The organism is Mycobacterium sp., from assembly GCF_035697385.1.
Lineage (GTDB): Bacteria > Actinomycetota > Actinomycetes > Mycobacteriales > Mycobacteriaceae > Mycobacterium.
Window position 1 is genome coordinate 18,841 of the sequence record NZ_DASSCY010000156.1, and the last position, 16,721, is coordinate 35,561.

The 16,721-nt window shown below is 65.4% G+C and carries 18 protein-coding genes; 11 read left to right on the forward strand and 7 right to left on the reverse strand.

Going from position 1 to position 16,721, the window contains the following annotated elements; genetic code table 11:
• Positions 1-4 precede the first annotated feature (4 nt).
• From VFH65_RS13160 to VFH65_RS13170, 3 genes are all read right to left on the reverse strand, one after another.
• Complete coding sequence (locus VFH65_RS13160) at positions 5-982, reverse strand: substrate-binding domain-containing protein (RefSeq protein ID WP_353322075.1); 978 nt, start codon at positions 980-982, stop codon at positions 5-7.
• Positions 983-1,044: 62 nt separating this feature from the next.
• Complete coding sequence (locus tag VFH65_RS13165; RefSeq protein WP_353322076.1) at positions 1,045-1,569, reverse strand: phosphate-starvation-inducible PsiE family protein; 525 nt, start codon at positions 1,567-1,569, stop codon at positions 1,045-1,047.
• A 16-nt stretch (positions 1,570-1,585) separates the two neighbouring features.
• Complete coding sequence (locus VFH65_RS13170; RefSeq protein ID WP_353322077.1) at positions 1,586-2,056, reverse strand: TspO/MBR family protein; 471 nt, start codon at positions 2,054-2,056, stop codon at positions 1,586-1,588.
• A 90-nt stretch (positions 2,057-2,146) separates the two neighbouring features.
• Between VFH65_RS13170 and VFH65_RS13175 the strand changes: the two genes are divergently transcribed.
• Genes VFH65_RS13175 through VFH65_RS13190 form a run of 4 tightly spaced genes read left to right on the forward strand, consistent with a single transcriptional unit; the run spans position 2,147 to position 5,654 of the window.
• Positions 2,147-3,307: an NAD(P)/FAD-dependent oxidoreductase gene (locus tag VFH65_RS13175; RefSeq protein WP_353322078.1), complete on the forward strand. Its 1,161-nt coding sequence runs from the start codon at positions 2,147-2,149 to the stop codon at positions 3,305-3,307.
• Positions 3,277-4,197 (forward strand): RNA polymerase sigma-70 factor, encoded by a 921-nt coding sequence (locus VFH65_RS13180; RefSeq protein WP_353322080.1) that lies wholly within the window; start codon positions 3,277-3,279, stop codon positions 4,195-4,197. The genes VFH65_RS13175 and VFH65_RS13180 overlap by 31 nt, the downstream gene beginning before the upstream one ends.
• Positions 4,198-4,228: 31 nt before the next feature.
• Positions 4,229-4,741, forward strand: a complete 513-nt coding sequence (locus VFH65_RS13185; protein WP_353322082.1) for a GNAT family N-acetyltransferase — start codon at positions 4,229-4,231, stop codon at positions 4,739-4,741.
• Positions 4,742-4,769: 28 nt separating this feature from the next.
• Positions 4,770-5,654, forward strand: a complete 885-nt coding sequence (locus tag VFH65_RS13190; protein WP_353322083.1) for an alpha/beta fold hydrolase — start codon at positions 4,770-4,772, stop codon at positions 5,652-5,654.
• On the opposite strand, the gene VFH65_RS13195 is transcribed toward VFH65_RS13190, so the two are convergent.
• Complete coding sequence (locus VFH65_RS13195; protein WP_353322085.1) at positions 5,612-6,469, reverse strand: GNAT family N-acetyltransferase; 858 nt, start codon at positions 6,467-6,469, stop codon at positions 5,612-5,614. The genes VFH65_RS13190 and VFH65_RS13195 overlap by 43 nt on opposite strands.
• Before the next feature lie 43 nt (positions 6,470-6,512).
• Positions 6,513-7,916: a purine-cytosine permease family protein gene (locus VFH65_RS13200; protein WP_353322087.1), complete on the reverse strand. Its 1,404-nt coding sequence runs from the start codon at positions 7,914-7,916 to the stop codon at positions 6,513-6,515.
• A 94-nt stretch (positions 7,917-8,010) separates the two neighbouring features.
• Here VFH65_RS13200 and VFH65_RS13205 point away from each other — a divergent pair, with 94 nt between their 5' ends.
• Entirely contained in the window at positions 8,011-8,412 is a 402-nt protein-coding gene (locus tag VFH65_RS13205) for an SRPBCC family protein (protein WP_353322088.1), read from the forward strand.
• Between the two features lie 10 nt (positions 8,413-8,422).
• Here the strand turns inward: VFH65_RS13205 and VFH65_RS13210 are convergent, their stop codons facing one another.
• Positions 8,423-9,040 (reverse strand): class I SAM-dependent methyltransferase, encoded by a 618-nt coding sequence (locus VFH65_RS13210; RefSeq protein WP_353322090.1) that lies wholly within the window; start codon positions 9,038-9,040, stop codon positions 8,423-8,425.
• Positions 9,041-9,098: 58 nt separating this feature from the next.
• Here VFH65_RS13210 and VFH65_RS13215 point away from each other — a divergent pair, with 58 nt between their 5' ends.
• On the forward strand, positions 9,099-10,235 hold the full coding sequence (locus VFH65_RS13215; protein ID WP_353322092.1) for a P1 family peptidase: 1,137 nt from the start codon (positions 9,099-9,101) through the stop codon (positions 10,233-10,235).
• 38 nt (positions 10,236-10,273) lie between these two features.
• Positions 10,274-11,743: an MFS transporter gene (locus VFH65_RS13220; protein ID WP_353322094.1), complete on the forward strand. Its 1,470-nt coding sequence runs from the start codon at positions 10,274-10,276 to the stop codon at positions 11,741-11,743.
• Here the strand turns inward: VFH65_RS13220 and VFH65_RS13225 are convergent.
• Positions 11,740-12,204 (reverse strand): type II toxin-antitoxin system Rv0910 family toxin, encoded by a 465-nt coding sequence (locus VFH65_RS13225; RefSeq protein ID WP_353322095.1) that lies wholly within the window; start codon positions 12,202-12,204, stop codon positions 11,740-11,742. The genes VFH65_RS13220 and VFH65_RS13225 overlap by 4 nt on opposite strands.
• Positions 12,205-12,667: 463 nt before the next feature.
• Here VFH65_RS13225 and VFH65_RS13230 point away from each other — a divergent pair, with 463 nt between their 5' ends.
• The 4 genes from VFH65_RS13230 to VFH65_RS13245 are packed head-to-tail and all read left to right on the forward strand — an operon-like array spanning position 12,668 to position 16,653.
• A complete protein-coding gene (locus VFH65_RS13230; protein ID WP_353322097.1) occupies positions 12,668-13,696 on the forward strand; it encodes an ABC transporter ATP-binding protein in 1,029 nt (342 codons plus the stop codon).
• 48 nt (positions 13,697-13,744) lie between these two features.
• Positions 13,745-14,935, forward strand: coding sequence for a polyamine ABC transporter substrate-binding protein (locus tag VFH65_RS13235; RefSeq protein ID WP_353322099.1), 1,191 nt, complete (start codon positions 13,745-13,747; stop codon positions 14,933-14,935).
• A gap of 3 nt (positions 14,936-14,938) precedes the next feature.
• A complete protein-coding gene (locus tag VFH65_RS13240; RefSeq protein WP_353322101.1) occupies positions 14,939-15,814 on the forward strand; it encodes an ABC transporter permease in 876 nt (291 codons plus the stop codon).
• Positions 15,811-16,653, forward strand: coding sequence for an ABC transporter permease (locus VFH65_RS13245; protein WP_353322103.1), 843 nt, complete (start codon positions 15,811-15,813; stop codon positions 16,651-16,653). Before VFH65_RS13240 ends, VFH65_RS13245 begins: the two co-directional genes overlap by 4 nt.
• Positions 16,654-16,721: the final 68 nt, after the last annotated feature.

A 16,721-nucleotide genomic window follows, 5' to 3' on the forward strand; every position in this document is an offset into this window, starting at 1 on the left:
GCCGTCAGCGGGTTCCCGCCTCGGCAAGGTCGGCAACGGATTCGATGTTCGACTCGTCGACGAACGACGGCCCGGTCAATGTCGGCATCCCTCCGCCGATCACGTTCCTATTCGTCAGGTACAGCCACAGCGAGTCGACCGCCAGATACCCCTGTAGGTACGGCTGTTGATCCACCGCCCATTCCAGCGTTCCGTTCTTGATCGCATTGACGACCGCGGCGTTGGTATCGAAGGTGGCGACCTTTGCATAGCTGTTCGCCTCGCCGACCGCCTCCAGCGCGGCCAGCGCCACGGGTGCACCGAGGGTGAGTATCCGGTCAATGCTGAAGTCCTGCGCGAGTTTTTCGAGCACGGCACGCTTCACGGTGGCCCTGTCGATGCCGTTCACGTACAGCTTCTGGGTTCGGCCCCTGAAGCCTGTTTCCACTCCCGCGCATCGCGCTTCGAGCCCGACGTGGCCCGGCTCATGGATGACACACAACGCGTTCTGCGCATTCTCCTGAGTGAGTCGCTCTCCTGCTGCCTGGCCGGCGATCGTCTCGTCCTGTCCGAAGAACTCCAGGATTCCCATGGCTTTCCAATCCGCGATGCCCGAATTCAGAGCGACCACAGGGATTCTGGCGGCCGTCGCGGCTTGGACGGCTGGCGCCATGGCGGCGGGGACCGCGAGGGTGACGGCGATTCCGGCGACGTTGTCGTCGATTGCTGCGCGCACAAGCTCGGCCTGATCGGCGGCGTCGGGATCGTGGGAGTACCGCAGATCGATATCGTGCTTGGCCGCCGCGGCTTCGGCGCCCCTACGGACGAGATCCCAGAATGTGTCACCCGGCGCCTGATGGGTTACCAGTGCCACCGTGGTGCGCGGCGGGCCGCCGTCCGCCGTGGTTTCGGTGGTGGCTTCTACCGCCTCACCACCGCGCGAACAGCCTGCCAGCGCCACCACGAGCGCTGCGAGGACGTGCACAACGGATGTTCGGGCCATGAGGCACCCCTCCTACCCCTCACATGGCCATAATCGCAGCTAAACGCTCTTGATTGGCGGGATCAGCCGGATCCCGGGCCTTCTTCTTCTGCGGACTCCTCGCCCGCGTCCGCGGTATCGCGGCGACGCTCGCGCAGCACGAACGCGGCCACGGCGAGAACTAGTACCACGGCGCCCAACACACCGATCTCCACGATCGCGCGCGCGAAGGGGGCACCCTTGTCCAACAATGTGGCGGCCTCCACGGACAGCACCACAATTTCCTTGATACCGGCCAGGATTCCGACGATGAGGAAGGGCTCGGCGACAATCTCGTGCGACCGCAGACACGACCGCACGGCATAGAGCAGCTCGACGAAGATGAAGATCAAGAGCAGGCCGTCCAAGACCTCCAGCATGACGGTCTTGGCCGGCGCGTCCCTTAGCCGCAGCAGGGTGTTGAACTGGGAGACGATCAGAGCACCCGACCCGACGACGAGTACGACCGAGATGGCCCAGTAGACGGCGTCTTCAAAGAAGAGCAGAACGCGATCTGCGAAACGCTGCCGATCTCCTTCGTCCTGATTCGCCTTCGTCTGCTTCGCCACGTGTTGAGCTCCTCGGTCAGCGGTTCAACTGCCAGATGCGGGTGGATAGCGCCGTCGCGAATGCACACCACAACGGATAGAGACCAAGCACGGCCGCCGACGAACCGCGGGCACCGACTGCGCGCCGCGTGAGATCGACGCCGGTCACGGTCAGCGCCGCCGCCGTGACAGCCGACGCGCCCAGTTGGCGACGGGTGAAGAACAACCAGGTCCAGCTGGCGTTCATGACCAGGTTGGCGGCGAGCAAAGTGGCATACGCCTGCCTCGGCCTGCAGTCGTGAAGACGATCGATCGTCGATGCCGACACGAGAGCGATATCCGCGTACAGGATTGGCCACACGATCGGAAACACCTGCGCCGGCGGTTGAAATCGCGGCTTCTTCAGCTGTTCGTACCAAGCCGACCTGGCGGGCCGGCTCGCCAGACCGCCGACCGCAGCGCTGACAAAAACCGCTCCGGTGGTCTTGACCATTGTCGACGCAGGCATCCCTCCATGTACCCGAATGCCGATGTCACGAATCGAGCCGCTGCATGCGTCTGGTGTGTGCCCATCACAAACGACGCGAAAGGTATGACGATGAACGAGGTTTTGATTCTCGGCGCCGGTTACACCGGAATGGCCGCGACCATGGCGCTTGCGGGCCGCCTGAAGGGCCGAGACGACGTACACGTCACGCTGGTCAACCCGCAGACCCGGTTCACCGAGCGTCTGCGTCTGCATCAGACCGCGTCCGGCCAGACGTTGGCCGATCTGCAGATTCCCGAGTTGCTCACCGGCACCGGCGTGAGCTTCGTGCAGGGCTGGGTGACGGGCCTGGACGCCGATGCGCAGACGGTGCGGATCGACGACACCTCGACACTGCACTACGACACGCTGATCTATGCGCTCGGCAGCGTCGCCGACACGGCGGCAGTACCCGGCGTCGACGAGTTCGCCTACACGTTGAACGGCGCGCAGGACGCCGTGCTGCTGGCCGAGCAGCTGGACCGGATGCGCGACGGAACCGTCGTGGTGGCCGGCGGCGGGCTCACCGGCATCGAGTCGGCGGCCGAGATCGCCGAGCAACATCCCCACCTGGACGTCATGTTGCTCAGCCGGCAAATGCCGGGAGCGATGATGGGCGACAACGCGAGGGCGCGGCTGCACGCCGGCTTGGACCGCCTCGGCGTAGCTGTTCGCGCAGGTGTGGACATCGTCAAGGTGATGTCCGACGGCGTCGCGCTTGACGACGGCGAGGTCGTCGCGGCGCAGGCCGTGCTGTGGACGACCGGCGTGCGGGTGTCACCTATCGCTGGGGCGGCCGGCCTGCAGGTCGACGACCGCGGCCGGATCGTCACCGACGCGTCACTGCGCTCGGTGTCGCATCCAAACGTCTACGCCGTTGGCGACGCGGCGGCGATCAACCAGGGCTACGGCGTCATGCACGGCACCTGCCAGAGCGGGATCCCGACCGCTCTGCACGCGGCCGCGTCGATTGTTCGGGAGCTGAAAGGCAAGCAGCCCAAAGCATTCCGCTTCGGCTATGTGCACCAGCCGGTGAGCCTCGGTCGCAACGACGCCGTCATTCAGTTCACCCACGCCGACGACAGCCCTGGCCGGTTCTACTTGGCCGGCCGGTTCGCCGTCGCGTACAAAGAGACGGTGAGCTCGAGCCCGTGGACCACGTACCGCCTGATCAAGGCGCTGCCTGCGCTCGGGGCAGCGACATGGCGCCGCGGCGGCCGGTCGACGCGATGAACACCGATCAGCAGACGTTCGCCGACCACCGCAACCTGTTGTTCTCGGTCGCCTATCGCATCCTCGGTTCCGCCGCGGATGCTGAGGACGTCGTCCAGGACGCGTGGTTCAAGTGGTCGGCCGACGATCGCTCGCAGGTTTCCGATCCCAAGGCGTATCTCGCTCGGATCGTGTCGAATCTGTCGATGGAGCGGCTGCGCTCCACCCGGCGTCAGCGCGAAACCTACGTCGGCCCATGGCTTCCGGAGCCGATCCTCACGGAATCCGACGCCGCCGACGACGTTGCCGTCGCCGAATCGGTGTCGATGGCGATGCTGGTTGTGCTGGAGACTCTCAGCCCGCTTGAGCGCGCGGTTTTCGTCCTCAAGGAGGTGTTCGACTTCAGCTACTCCGAAATCGGCGAGGCCGTCGACCGTTCCGAGTCCGCGGTGCGTCAGGCCGCGCATCGGGCTCGTGAGCACGTCCAGGCTCGGCGTCCGCGGTTCGAAGCCGACCGCGTGAAGAAGCGCGAAGCCACCGAACGGTTTTTCGCCGCCACCGTGGGTGGCGACATCAACCAGCTCATGGAGCTGCTGGCGCCGGAGGTCACGCTGTGGACTGACGGCGGCGGAAAGGTCCGCCAGGCGATGCGTCCGATAATCGGCGCCGCCAACGTCGCCAGGTGGATCGCGGGTAACGTCAAACGGCCCTACGAGGGCGTCGAAATCGCCGACATGACAGCAGAACTCGTCGACATCAACGGCGGGCCGGGCATCGTGATGAGCGGTGGGGGTCGCGTCATCGCCACCATCACAGTCGACCTCGACGCCGACGGGCGCATCGCCACGGTGCACAACGTGGCCAACCCGGACAAACTTCACGCGGTGGCCGACGGGGCGAAAAGAATCTGAGGAGCGCCACCCCGCACGCTAGCGTTACCCGGTGACCACCGAATGGCGGCTGCGGACGGGCAGCGCCGAAGACCTGGATGTCGTCGAGCCGCTGTGGGTGGCGGTACACCGCCGGCACGCTGAAACGATGCCGGAACTGGCGCCTTACGTCAGCGACGACGAAACCTGGCGCATCCGCCGCGAGCTGTATGAAGAAGTGCTGGCCAAGCCGGACACGCTACTGTTGATCGCCCTGGTCGGTGACGCGGCGGTAGGCTACGGGCTCGCGCACGTGCTGCCAGTTGACGAGACATGGATTCCCGACACATGGGCAACCGGCTCGCGCATCGGCGAGATCGAATCACTAAGCGTCCTACCGCAATACCGTGGCAGCGGGCTAGGCTCCGAACTGTTGAGCAGGCTCGAAGAGCACCTAACCGCCCAGGGCGTCAACGACCTGATACTGGGTGTGCTGGCCGGCAATAGCGACGCCATCCGCCTCTATGAGCGGCGGGGATATCGGCCGACGTGGCTTTATATGACCCGGTTTGAGGGTAGACAGTGACCGGATACAACAAGGGGGTCCACCGGGCATGGCGGAGATGAAGTATCTGGAGCTGCACGGCGATCGGGTCGCCTACCAGGATGTTGGCACCAGCGACGAGGCGTTGTTGCTGATCCACGGCATGGCCGGCAGTTCCGAGACGTGGCGCGCGGTAATCCCCCAGCTGTCGCGTAGGTATCGCGTGGTCGCACCTGACCTGCTCGGACACGGAAAATCCGACAAGCCGCGGGGCGACTATTCCCTCGGCGCGTTCGCGGTGTGGCTGCGAGACCTGCTCGACGAGCTGGGCATTTCCCAGGCTACGGTCGTCGGGCAGTCGCTCGGCGGCGGCGTGGCCATGCAGTTCGTTTACCAGCACCCGGATTACTGCAAGCGGCTGGTTCTCATCAGCAGCGGCGGCCTTGGTCCGGATGTCGGCTGGACGCTTCGACTGCTGTCGGCCCCAGGGGCCGAGCTGATCCTGCCGGTCATCGCGCCACAGCCGGTGTTGACCGCAGGCAACAAGCTGCGCTCGTGGTTTTCAGCGGTCGGGCTTCAATCACCCCGCGGTGCGGAGATGTGGAGCGCCTATTCATCCCTGTCGGATGGGGAGACGCGCCAGGCTTTCCTGCGGACGCTGCGCTCGGTGGTCGACCACCGCGGACAGGCCGTGAGTGCGCTGAATCGGTTGCATCTGACGTCCGAACTGCCCACCATGATCATCTGGGGCGACCAGGACCGGATCATCCCGGTCGACCATGGCTACGCCGTGCACGAAGCGCGGCCAGGAAGCCGGCTCGAGGTGCTCGAGGGCGTCGGCCATTTTCCTCACGTCGAGCGTCCCAGCGAGGTTGTCGACCTGATCGACGATTTCATCAACACGCCGGGTCGTCAGTACAACACCGAGGCGAGGAACGCGCCGCGCGGCTCCTGATACAAGCCGATCGTCATCAGATTCATCATGCTCACCACCTGAAGCCGATGCCCAAGGCACCAGCGCAACAGGTCAGTGTTGCGCAGGGGCACAAGGAATCCCGGGCCGCCGAACGCCTCAGCCGCTCCGATGAGGGCCGCGAGATCGTCGTTCGTTTCGGCAATTGAGTGCCCGAACAGGGCGATCGCTGTGGTATATCCCGTAATTCGCCCAAGCCGCTCGACCACCCTCGCGGATCCCTGGGCGACCGCGTCGCGGAGTTCGCCTCCTCGATCGTGACCGTGCACCTTGATGCACAACGTATTGCAGACCTGGATATCCGCCTCAGTCGCTGTACGCACGTCGTAGCCAGAAAGCTTCAGCGCCAATGGATTTCCCTGCATGACGGCGAACGGCTCTCGGATATCGAACCCGAGCTTGGCGTACAGGCTCATCGAGCGGTTGTGGTAGGCCGATTGCAACAGTCGCACTCCCGGCGCCCTACGCTGCGCGGTCCGGTCCAGCACCGCGTTCATCAGCACGCGGCCGACCTGGCGGTCCTGCACCGGAGGATCAACCGTTATCGGTCCTACCCCGAAGATCGGCGACCGCTCGTCGAGAAAGTTACTGCCGACGACCCTGCCGTCCTGCTCAGCGACAACGCTGAAGAATCCGGGGTGGGCTATCAGCCCCGACACCAGGCCCGTCGCGATCTCGACCGACGGGAAGTCGGGCGGAAATCCGTGCCGGGTGGCGATCGCCGCGAACGCGTCATGGCAGATGCGCCCGCATTCCTGTGCATCGGCGGCTCCCGCCGGCCGCACCGTCAGTTCCATGACAGTCCCCCTCTGTCACGAGAAACGCTACGCCTGCGAAGGCTCAGGCGGCCGCGTTCCTGCGCATCCGCACCAGGCGGTAGCCGCCGTACAGCGCGGCTGCGACCAGGAAGTTCACGAAGTATGCGATGTCGGCCCCGTGCCAGGCCCGCGCGATTGGCCCTTCGATGAGCGTGGTGTGCATGAACGGCATCGCCGCCGCATACGCCAGCACGAACGCCACCATCGCGGCGGTGGCGTCGCGGCCGTCGGTGTGTTCTTCGGCGGGGTTGATGGTCGCCCGGCCACGGCTGCGGATCAGCCAATCGATCACCACCACCGCGACGAACGCCGGAATCCAATAGCTCACCAGCAGGAGCACATCGGTGAACCTCGTCGCGGTGTCGGCCGCGTGTAGCCACAGGATGAGCGCGAATGCCACCACCGTCACGATGACGGCCGACACCGGTCGTCGCACCCGAACCCCGATGGTCTGCAACGCCAGTGACCCGCTGTAGTCGTTCATCACTCCGGATCCGATCGATGCCACCGCAATGACCAGCAGGGCCAGCGCCCCCAGCACGCCGCCGCCCATCACGGATTGCACGCCTTCGGCGGTGTGCTCACCGATCGCGCCTGCGGCCGCGATACCGATGCCCTGAACGAACGTGTACGCCAACACGATTCCGGCGAAGGTGTACCCGAACACCTTGACGCGCGACGAATTCGCCGGAAGGTATCGGCTGAAGTCGGCTGCGTAACTGGCCCACGACACCGCGAGGCTGAACGCAATGGTTATCTCGAGGACGAATGCACCGGCGAGGTCGGCGCCGGACACGCTAGCCGGTGTGATGACCTCATGTCCGCCAACGAGTTTCACTGCGAACACCACGAACGTCGCGAACAGCACGACGGTCAGTACCGCCTGCAGCCGGTGGATCAGCTCGTAGCCGAAGAACCCGACTGCGCCCTGCACGGCCAGCACGATGAGCACCGCTGTCCAGAACGGAATGTCGAGCAGCACGGCCAGGGCTTCACCGCCGAACAGACCGACGAGCGCATCCCAGGCGATCGACGACAGCCACTGCAGGGCGGCAGGCAGGACAACCCCGTCGCCGAACGCCATCCGCGAGTTGGGCAACTGGCCGGTACCGGTGCGCGGACCCCACGTCGACAGGTAGCCGACCACAAGTGACCCGAGCACGGTGCCGATCACCATCGCGAGCAGCCCCAGCCAGAATCCCAACCCGAGCACGATCGCGAGCGTGCCGGTGAACACGCCGGTCATGTTGACCTGCGGCGCGAACCACACGGTGAACAGCCGGGCGGGCGAGCCGTAGCGCTGATCCTCGGCGATTGGCGCTATGCCGTGCGTCTCGACCGACAAATCCCCTGCGCCGGCCGGACGGTGGCCGCTGAAGGTTGAGTCGGTCAGCGCGCTGGAAGTGGTCTGCGGCCCGGGTGACATGTGCTCATTCGAACACAGCGGCTCCAAAACCTGTCGGCCCCCAAGCGCAGTATGTCCACAGGTACACAGAATCCAGCCATGCAGAGGAGGCCGGATGGCCACGATCCGCAAGGAAGTGCAGATTCACGCGCCGCCTCACCGCGTCTGGGACGCCCTGCGCGATGTCGGTGCGCTACATACCCGTCTTGCTCCCGGCTTCGTGGTGGATACACGAGTCGAGGGCAACGCACGCGTCGTCACGTTCGGCAACGGCCTGGTCGTGCGCGAAGACATCGTGTCGGTGGACGATGACGCGCACCGGGTTGCCTGGGCCATCATCGACCAGCAGTTCCGGCACTACAACGGCGCGGCACAGGTTGTCGCAAATCCTGACGGCAGCACGGGCTTTTCCTGGACGGCCGACCTGCTGCCCGACGAGGCAGCCGGCGACGTCGAGGCGATGATCGAAGCCGGCATCGCTGTCATCAAGACGACGATGGAAGGCCCGCACCGCTAAGGGACGTCGCCTAGGGCTTTACCCCGTGGACCGCCCACACGGCGCTGCGGCCGCTGCCGCGCCCTTCGACGCGAACGTTGTCGAAACCCGCGGTGCGGCACAGCGCCGCGAAGCACTCCGCCTGTTGTTCGGTCCACCCGTGGCTGGCCAGACCCGTTGCGTCGGGTTGCACCTGACGCTCGATCGCCAGGACTCGCCCGCCGGGCGCCAACACCCGGCGCGCCTCGGACAGGCCCTTGGTGGCGTCCTTCCAGTGATGCACCGTCGCCAACGACCACACGACGGTCGCCGATCCGCTCGGCACTGGCAGGTTCTCCGCCGTGCCCTCGGCCCATTCGACTTTGGCCCTTTCGCGTGTGGCGGCACGAGCCACCCGCAGCATGACCGGCGCTGGGTCAACACCGATCGCGTGCGCCCCGCGGCGCGCTGCTGCACGCACCGCAACGCCTGGGCCGCAACCGATATCGATGACACGGTCCGTGGCTGACACGGACGCAATGTCGACCGCCAGCCGTGCCTTTGCGCGACCTATCGCCAGAAAGAGCACACTGCAGAGCAACCCCGTCACCCCGCCGAAACCGGGGTGGTCGGCATGATGATTGACCGTCGGTGGAGGCGAAACGTTCATCCCCCAACTTTGCCGGTTCAACTGGGCTTGAAGTCAACCTGCCAAGCACAATGACCCGGTGACGACGACACACACCGCCGACGGCCGGCCGCGCGCACGCGGACTGGGCATCGCCCTGCCAGGAGACACCGGACCGCTGAACGCCATCACCGATGTCGGCGGCGTCGAAGTCGGCGTGACGACGTTGTTTGAAGGCGACACAGTGCGCACCGGCGTCACCGCGATCCTGCCGCGCGGCCGGGCCGGCGTCGGCCAGCCCTGCGCCGCGGGCTGGTACTCGCTCAATGGCAACGGCGAAATGACCGGCACCACATGGATCGAGGAAGCCGGATCGTTCAATTTGCCTATCGTGCTGTCGAATACGCATGCGGTCGGTGCGTGTCACACGGGTGTCGTCAGCTGGGTCAACCGCGTCGACCCGCGACTTGCGCGGCAATGGCTGCTGCCCGTGTGCGCCGAGACCTGGGACGGCTACCTCAACGACATCAACGGCGGTCATGTCCGCCCCGAGCACGTCGAATCGGCATTGGACGCCGCGACCACCGGTGCGGTGGCCGAAGGATCGGTCGGCGGCGGAACCGGGATGAACTGCTACGACTACAAGGGCGGAAACGGCACCGCGTCCCGATTGGTCAGCTATGGCAGGCGCACCTTCACCGTCGCGGCTTTCGTCCAGGCCAACTTCGGCTCGCGTGCCGAATTGACCGTTGCGGGAAGGCATATCGGGCCGCGGCTGCTCGACGACAATCCGCTCGACAGCGATTGGTTCGAGACCGACCTCGGCCTCAAGCCGCCTGCGGGCGCCGGCTCAGTGATTGCCATCGTGGCGACGGACGCTCCCCTGCTGCCCGGTCAGTGCAAGGCGCTGGCCCGGCGGGTTCCATTGGGGCTGGCCCGCACCGGAACGGCGGGCAGTCACTTCTCTGGTGACATCTTCCTTGCCTTCTCCATCGCCGACGTGCCCGGACTGGCCAGCGCCTTTCCCCTCGGCCCGGCCGGGGACGACGAGTTCGGCACGATCACGTTCATGCCGTGGGGCCGGATGGACGACCTCTACACCGCGGTCGTGCAGTCGGTCGAGGAGGCGGTACTCAACGCGTTGGTGGTCAACGACGACATGATTGGCCGCGACGGGCACCGCTCACCGCAACTTCCCCATGACCGCCTCATGGCCCTGTTGGGCGAAAGGACATAATCGGGGAACCGAAGATGAGCTAACGATCGGAGCGGGCCGTGGTCGAGACCGACGCGTCCACCGCTTCGAGCGACACGCGGGTTCGCCGGCCGCGGCTGCTGGTCGCGGGACTCAGCGTGGTGGTGCTGACGGTCGCGGTGCTGCAGACCGCCGTCGTACCCGTTCTCGGCATCATCGCCGACCAGCTCGACGCGTCGACCGTGGGGGTCAGCTGGGCAGTCACCGCGAACCTGCTGGCCGCGGCCGCGGCGACTCCGTTGATCGGTCGGCTCGCCGACCTGCACAGCAAGAAACGTGTGCTGCTGATCGTGCTCGCGGTGGTGTTGGTCGGCTCGGTGCTCGCGGCTGTCACGTCGTCGCTGGCCCTGTTGATCGTGGGACGGGTGCTGCAGGCCGCCTCTTTCGCGCTGTATCCGATCAGCGTCGCGATCCTGCGTGAGGAGTTGGCGCCCGATCGGATGGGATCGGCGATGTCGGTGCTGTCGGGGACGCTGGGGTTCGGCGGCGGCACCGGGCTGGTGGTGGTCGGGCTGCTGATGAGCGGGGACGCCGGCTATCACCGCGTCTTCTGGCTCACGACCGCGTTCACGATCGTCGTCATCGCCATCGTGGTACTGGTCGTCCCGGCGCGCTCGCGAACCTCCACCGGGACCATCGACTGGCTCGGCGCGGCGGGCCTGGCCGTGGGGTTGTCGGCGATCCTGTTGGCGATCACGCAGGGCAACTCGTGGGGCTGGACGTCTCCTGCCACGGTTGGGTGCGCGGCGGGCGGCATCGTCGTACTGGTCTGCTGGGGACTGTGGGAGCGACGCGTGAAGCAGCCGCTGGTGTCGACCCGGATGCTGACTCGGCGGGCCATGTTGTTCACCAATCTGGCGACGGTGTTCGTCGGGATGGGTCTGTACTTCGCGTTCCTCGGGCTGACGCAGTTCGTCCAAATTCCGCGCGAGGTAGCGGGATACGGCTTCTCCGCGACCGTTCTGGAAGCCAGCGTCGTCTACTTGCTGCCCGGGGCCGTCACCGGTTTTCTCGTCGCGATGATCAGCGGCCGGTTCATCGACCGCTTCGGCGCTCGACCGGTCCTGATGGTCGCGGCGGTCTCCGGCATCGCCGGATTCCTGTTCATCGCTCTTGCACATTCGGCGGCGTGGCAGGTGATCGTGGCCGGCATCCTGGCGAACGGTTACATCGCCCTCGGCTATGGCGCGCTGCCCGCGCTTGTCGTCAGCGAGGTGGATGCCGGTGAAACCGGCGTGGCCACCAGCATGAACGCGATTGCCCGCACCATCGGCAGCTCCACGGCCGCCGCGCTGGTCGCGTTGCTGCTCGGCAGTCCAGCCGCGGGGTTTGTACCCGCCGAAAGCAGTTTCGTCGCAATCTTTTACGGCGGCGCCGTGACAGCTGGCCTCGCGATGGTGCTGATCGCAGTGACCCGTCCGCGGGCACGACGCATCGAATCCGCCGAGGCGCGATACGAATCCCGCTCGATGAACCACGAATGGGGTTAGCGGACCGGCTCGCGCAGCGACGCGAGATTTTCGACCGACTTGCGCACGTCGGATTCGAGAACCTTGGCGACCAAGTTGCCTATCCGGGTGTTGAGCAGGCCGCCGGTCAGGTCGGCGACCACCTGGAACACGGAGCCGGAGGCGACATTGGACGAAGGCCCGGGTCCTATCTCTTTGACGCAAAGGCACAGGGCGATGCAGATCGCGGGGCGCCCAGTGCCGACCAACTCGATCACCTCGGGCTCGTCATATCGCGTCACCCGCCAGTGAACGACATTGCGGAAGCCCTTCACCTTGATCAGCGACGACACACACGTCCCCACCTCGATCTCCGAAGGAACCTCGCCGCGCCAGCCGCCGAAGATCGTCAGCCACTCATCGAAGCGGCGCAGGTCCGACGCGAGCACCCATGCCCGTTCCGGTGGCAGATCCGACGAAACCGACACGTCAACTGTTGCCATGCCCTCAGCACTACCCCTCGACACGGGGCCGGTAAACGACGTCACGGGTTTTGAGGACCACCGCCGGGTTGGCTGCGAGACTGATCACGCACACTCACCACACACCCAGCCGGCCGACATGGTCCGGCGGTGGGTGACGATGCCTTGTTCGGCGGATTCTCTCGTTCCTCGGCACCACTGACGAAGGATTCCATTGTGAAAATGTAAATTCGTTGCGGAATCGCTTGCGAAGCACCGCGCGATCCGCGATGGTTTATCCACAGCCGCGAGGCTGCACCCACCAGGAGGATCCGCCCTGACAGGCACACATACCACCGCTGTTGATCAAACACCGGAGCAAGACGGGGGCACCCGCGCCAAGGGCGGCCCGGTCATCGAGATCGACCACGTCACCAAACGCTTCGGCGACTATGTCGCCGTAACCGATGCTGACTTCTCCATCGCGTCGGGCGAGTTCTTCTCGATGCTCGGCCCATCGGGCTGCGGCAAGACCACGACGCTGCGCATGATCGCCGGTTTCGAGAGCCCGACCGAAGGCGCCATCCGGCTCGAAGGCGTCGACGTCTCGCGAGTGCCACCGCACAAACGCCACGTCAACACCGTCTTCCAGCACTACGCGCTGTTCCCGCACATGACGGTGTGGGACAACGTTGCCTACGGGCCGCGTAGCAAGAAGAAGGACAAAGGCGAGGTCCGCAAGCGCGTCGACGAGCTACTGGAGATCGTGCGATTGACAGACTTCGCCGAGCGCAAGCCCGCCCAGCTCTCCGGCGGCCAGCAGCAGCGGGTGGCGCTGGCCCGCGCGTTGGTCAACTACCCGAGCGCTCTGCTGCTCGATGAACCGCTGGGCGCGCTGGACCTCAAGCTCCGCCAAGTGATGCAGTTCGAGCTCAAGCGCATCCAGCGCGAGGTCGGGATCACGTTCATCTACGTGACCCACGACCAGGAGGAAGCGCTGACGATGAGCGACCGGATCGCGGTGATGAACGCGGGCAACGTCGACCAGATCGGCACTCCCACCGAAATCTATGACCGCCCCTCGACGGTATTCGTGGCGAGCTTCATCGGGCAGGCCAACCTGTGGGCCGGTCGGCAGACCGGACGAAGCAACCGTGAATTCGTCGAAGTCGACGTTCTCGGAACGACGTTGAAGGCCCGTCCTGGGGAGACCACGATCGAACCGGGCGGCCAGGCCACATTGATGGTGCGCCCTGAGCGCGTCCGCATCTCGATGGACGCGCCGACCGGCGATGTCGCAACCGTGCGGGCCACGGTGCGTGACCTCACCTTCCAGGGACCGGTGGTGCGGCTGTCGCTGGCCGCGGCCGACGACTCGCCGATCCTGGCCCACATCGGCCCCGAACAGGAGCTGCCGTTGCTGCGCCCCGGCGACGAGGTCCACGTCTGCTGGGCACCCGACGCCTCGCTGGTGTTGCCCGCCGCCGACATTCCGACGACCGAGGATCTCGAGGAGATGCTCGACGACTCCTAGGTCGCCCATTACCTCTCCCTCTTCACATCGACGAAAGGCACAGTTGCCATGCCCCCCAACAACATTGATCCCCGGCTCCTGTCTCGACTGGCGACCAACCGGACGTCGCGCCGTCGATTCATCGGCGGCGGCGCCGCAGCCGCGGCCGCGCTGGCCCTCGGCCCGACGGTCCTGGCCGCGTGTGGGTCCGACAGCGGCACCTCGGGCGATGCGACCACGACGCAGGACAGCGGTCCTGCCAGCGGGACACTGCGGATCTCGAACTGGCCGTTGTACATGGCCGACGGTTTCGTCGCGGCGTTCCAGACCGCTTCGGGCCTCACCGTGGATTACAAGGAAGACTTCAACGACAACGAAGAGTGGTTCGCCAAGGTCAAGGAGCCGCTGTCGCGCAAGCAGGACATCGGCGCCGACCTCGCGGTGCCGACCACCTTCATGGCCACCCGGCTTCACAGCCTGGGCTGGCTCAACGACATCAGCGACTCCGGCTGGTCCAACAAGAACAACCTGCGCCCCGACCTGCTCGAGGCCAGCGTCGATCCGGGCCGCAAATTCAGCGCGCCCTACATGTCGGGCCTTGTCGGCCTTGCCTACAACCGTGCCGCGACCGGCCGCGACATCAAGACCATCGACGATCTGTGGGATCCCGCGTTCAAGGGCAAGGTCAGCTTGTTCTCTGACGCGCAGGACGCGCTCGGCATGATCATGCTGTCTCAGGGCTCCTCGCCTGCCGAGCCGAGCACCGAGGCCGTCCAGAAGGCTGTCGACCTGGTCCGCGAACACAAGGACAAGGGCCAGATCCGCCGCTTCACCGGCAACGACTACGCCGACGACCTCGCTGCCGGAAACGTCGCGATCGCGCAGGCATACTCCGGCGACGTGGTTCAGCTCCAAGCCGACAATCCCGATCTGCAGTTCGTCGTACCGGAGTCTGGCGCAACGACTTTCGTCGACACCATGGTGATCCCTTACACCACGCAGAACCAGAAGGCCGCCGAGGCCTGGATCAACTACGTCTACGACCGCGCGAACTACGCCAAGCTGGTGGCGTTCGTTCAGTACGTCCCGGTGCTCTCCGACATGACCGACGAGCTCAACAAGATCGATCCTGCGTTGGCGAGCAACCCGTTGATCAACCCGTCGAAGGAAACCCTCGAAAAGTCGAAGGGTTGGGCGGCGCTCACCGACGAGCAGACGCAGGAGTACAACACCGCGTTCGCCGCGGTCACTGGCGGATAGTCGATGGCCGGAGTCGCCACCAGCGGTCGGCAGCGCAGCAAGATCGCTCCCTATTTGATGGTCCTGCCCGCGCTGGCATACCTCGCGGTGTTCTTTGTGGTGCCGTTCTTCTCGCTGGCGCGCACGTCGCTGTCGTCGACGGGCGGCTCGGTGTTTCTGCCGACGCTGACGTTCTCGTGGGACTTCGGCAACTACCTCGACGCGTTCACCACTTACCAGGATCAGATCCTGCGGTCGTTCATCTACGCCGTCACCGCCACCGTGCTGTGTGTGCTGCTGGCGTTCCCGCTGGCGTACGTGATCGCGTTCAAGGCAGGCAGGTTCAAAAACCTGATCCTGGGATTGGTGATCCTGCCGTTCTTCGTCACGTTCCTGATCCGCACCATTGCGTGGAAAACGATTCTCGCCGACGACGGTTGGGTGGTCAGCGCGTTGGACACCATCGGGTTGCTGCCCAGTGACGGTCGGTTGTTGTCGACGAGTTGGGCGGTGATCGGCGGGCTGACCTACAACTGGATCATCTTCATGATCCTGCCGTTGTACGTGAGCCTGGAGAAGATCGACCCACGGTTGATCGAGGCCTCGAAGGACCTCTACTCGTCGAATACGCGCAGCTTCACCAAAGTGATTCTGCCGCTGGCGATGCCGGGTCTGTTGGCCGGCAGCCTTCTGGTGTTCATCCCGTCCGCGGGTGACTTCATCAACGCCGAGTATCTGGGCAGCACGCAGACGACGATGATCGGCAACGTGATACAGCAGCAGTTCCTCGTGGTCAAGGACTACCCGGCCGCAGCGGCGCTGAGCATGGTGCTGATGCTGTTCATCCTGGCCGGGGTGCTGCTCTACACACGGGCACTGGGCACGGAGGACCTGGTATGACGACTCAGGCCATTGCCGAGGTCGGCGCCGCAGAGCCGAAAACCGTCAAGGGCAGCCCGAAATGGGGCGATGTGCTGTTGCGGATCGTCGCCGGGCTGGTGCTGTTGTATTTGTTCTTGCCGATCTTCGTGATCGTGCTGTTCTCGTTCAACAATCCGAAGGGCAAGTTCAACTACTCCTGGCAGGGCTTCACGCTGGACAACTGGGCGGACCCGTTCAAGTACCCGGCGTTGACCAACGCGATGAAACTCAGCCTCAACGTCGCGGCGGTGTCGACGTTGGTCGCGCTGGTGCTGGGTTCGTTGGTCGCCATCGCGCTGGTCCGTCAGCGATGGCGCGGCCAGAGGGCGGTGGACACCTTCCTGATCCTGCCGCTTACTGCGCCCGAAGTGGTGATGGGCGCCGCGCTGCTGGTGCTGTTCCTCGACCTGAACTGGGCGACGGGCTACACCACGATCGTGCTGGCGCACATAGCGTTTGAGGTCAGCTTCATCGCGATGACCGTGCGGGCGCGAGTGCGCGGGTTCGACTGGACGCTGGAGGACGCCTCGATGGACCTCGGCGCGAGCCCGACCCGGACGTTCTTCAAGGTGACCCTGCCGCTGATCATTCCTGGCATCGTGGCGGCGGGAATGTTGTCGTTCGCGCTGTCGCTCGACGACTTCATCATCACGTACTTCGTCAGTGGATCCTCAGTGACCTACCCGTTGTACGTCAACGCGGCGGTGAAGGCGGCCGTGCCGCCGCAGATCAATGTGCTGGCCACCGCGATCCTGGTGATCAGCCTGATCCTGCTGGCGGTCGGAACTCTCTACCGGCGCAAGCGAATCGCGGGCTAACGCAGTGTGACGGTGACCGCGACGCGGCCCTGCGCGTCGCGGTCTGCCACCGCGTGGCCGGTGCGGTC

Bases quoted from the DNA above. Each gene is read 5' to 3' on its own strand.
- VFH65_RS13190 (WP_353322083.1), top strand. From the start codon at position 4,770: ATGGCGGAGATGAAGTATCTGGAGCTGCACGGCGATCGGGTCGCCTAC.
- VFH65_RS13235 (WP_353322099.1), top strand. From the start codon at position 13,745: ATGCCCCCCAACAACATTGATCCCCGGCTCCTGTCTCGACTGGCGACC.
- VFH65_RS13210 (WP_353322090.1), bottom strand. From the start codon at position 9,040: ATGAACGTTTCGCCTCCACCGACGGTCAATCATCATGCCGACCACCCC.
- VFH65_RS13160 (WP_353322075.1), bottom strand. From the start codon at position 982: ATGGCCCGAACATCCGTTGTGCACGTCCTCGCAGCGCTCGTGGTGGCG.
- VFH65_RS13170 (WP_353322077.1), bottom strand. From the start codon at position 2,056: ATGCCTGCGTCGACAATGGTCAAGACCACCGGAGCGGTTTTTGTCAGC.
- VFH65_RS13230 (WP_353322097.1), top strand. From the start codon at position 12,668: ATGCTCGGCCCATCGGGCTGCGGCAAGACCACGACGCTGCGCATGATC.
- VFH65_RS13245 (WP_353322103.1), top strand. From the start codon at position 15,811: ATGACGACTCAGGCCATTGCCGAGGTCGGCGCCGCAGAGCCGAAAACC.
- VFH65_RS13200 (WP_353322087.1), bottom strand. From the start codon at position 7,916: ATGTCACCCGGGCCGCAGACCACTTCCAGCGCGCTGACCGACTCAACC.
- VFH65_RS13195 (WP_353322085.1), bottom strand. From the start codon at position 6,469: ATGGAACTGACGGTGCGGCCGGCGGGAGCCGCCGATGCACAGGAATGC.
- VFH65_RS13180 (WP_353322080.1), top strand. From the start codon at position 3,277: ATGGCGCCGCGGCGGCCGGTCGACGCGATGAACACCGATCAGCAGACG.
- VFH65_RS13205 (WP_353322088.1), top strand. From the start codon at position 8,011: ATGGCCACGATCCGCAAGGAAGTGCAGATTCACGCGCCGCCTCACCGC.
- VFH65_RS13225 (WP_353322095.1), bottom strand. From the start codon at position 12,204: ATGGCAACAGTTGACGTGTCGGTTTCGTCGGATCTGCCACCGGAACGG.
- VFH65_RS13240 (WP_353322101.1), top strand. From the start codon at position 14,939: ATGGCCGGAGTCGCCACCAGCGGTCGGCAGCGCAGCAAGATCGCTCCC.
- VFH65_RS13175 (WP_353322078.1), top strand. From the start codon at position 2,147: ATGAACGAGGTTTTGATTCTCGGCGCCGGTTACACCGGAATGGCCGCG.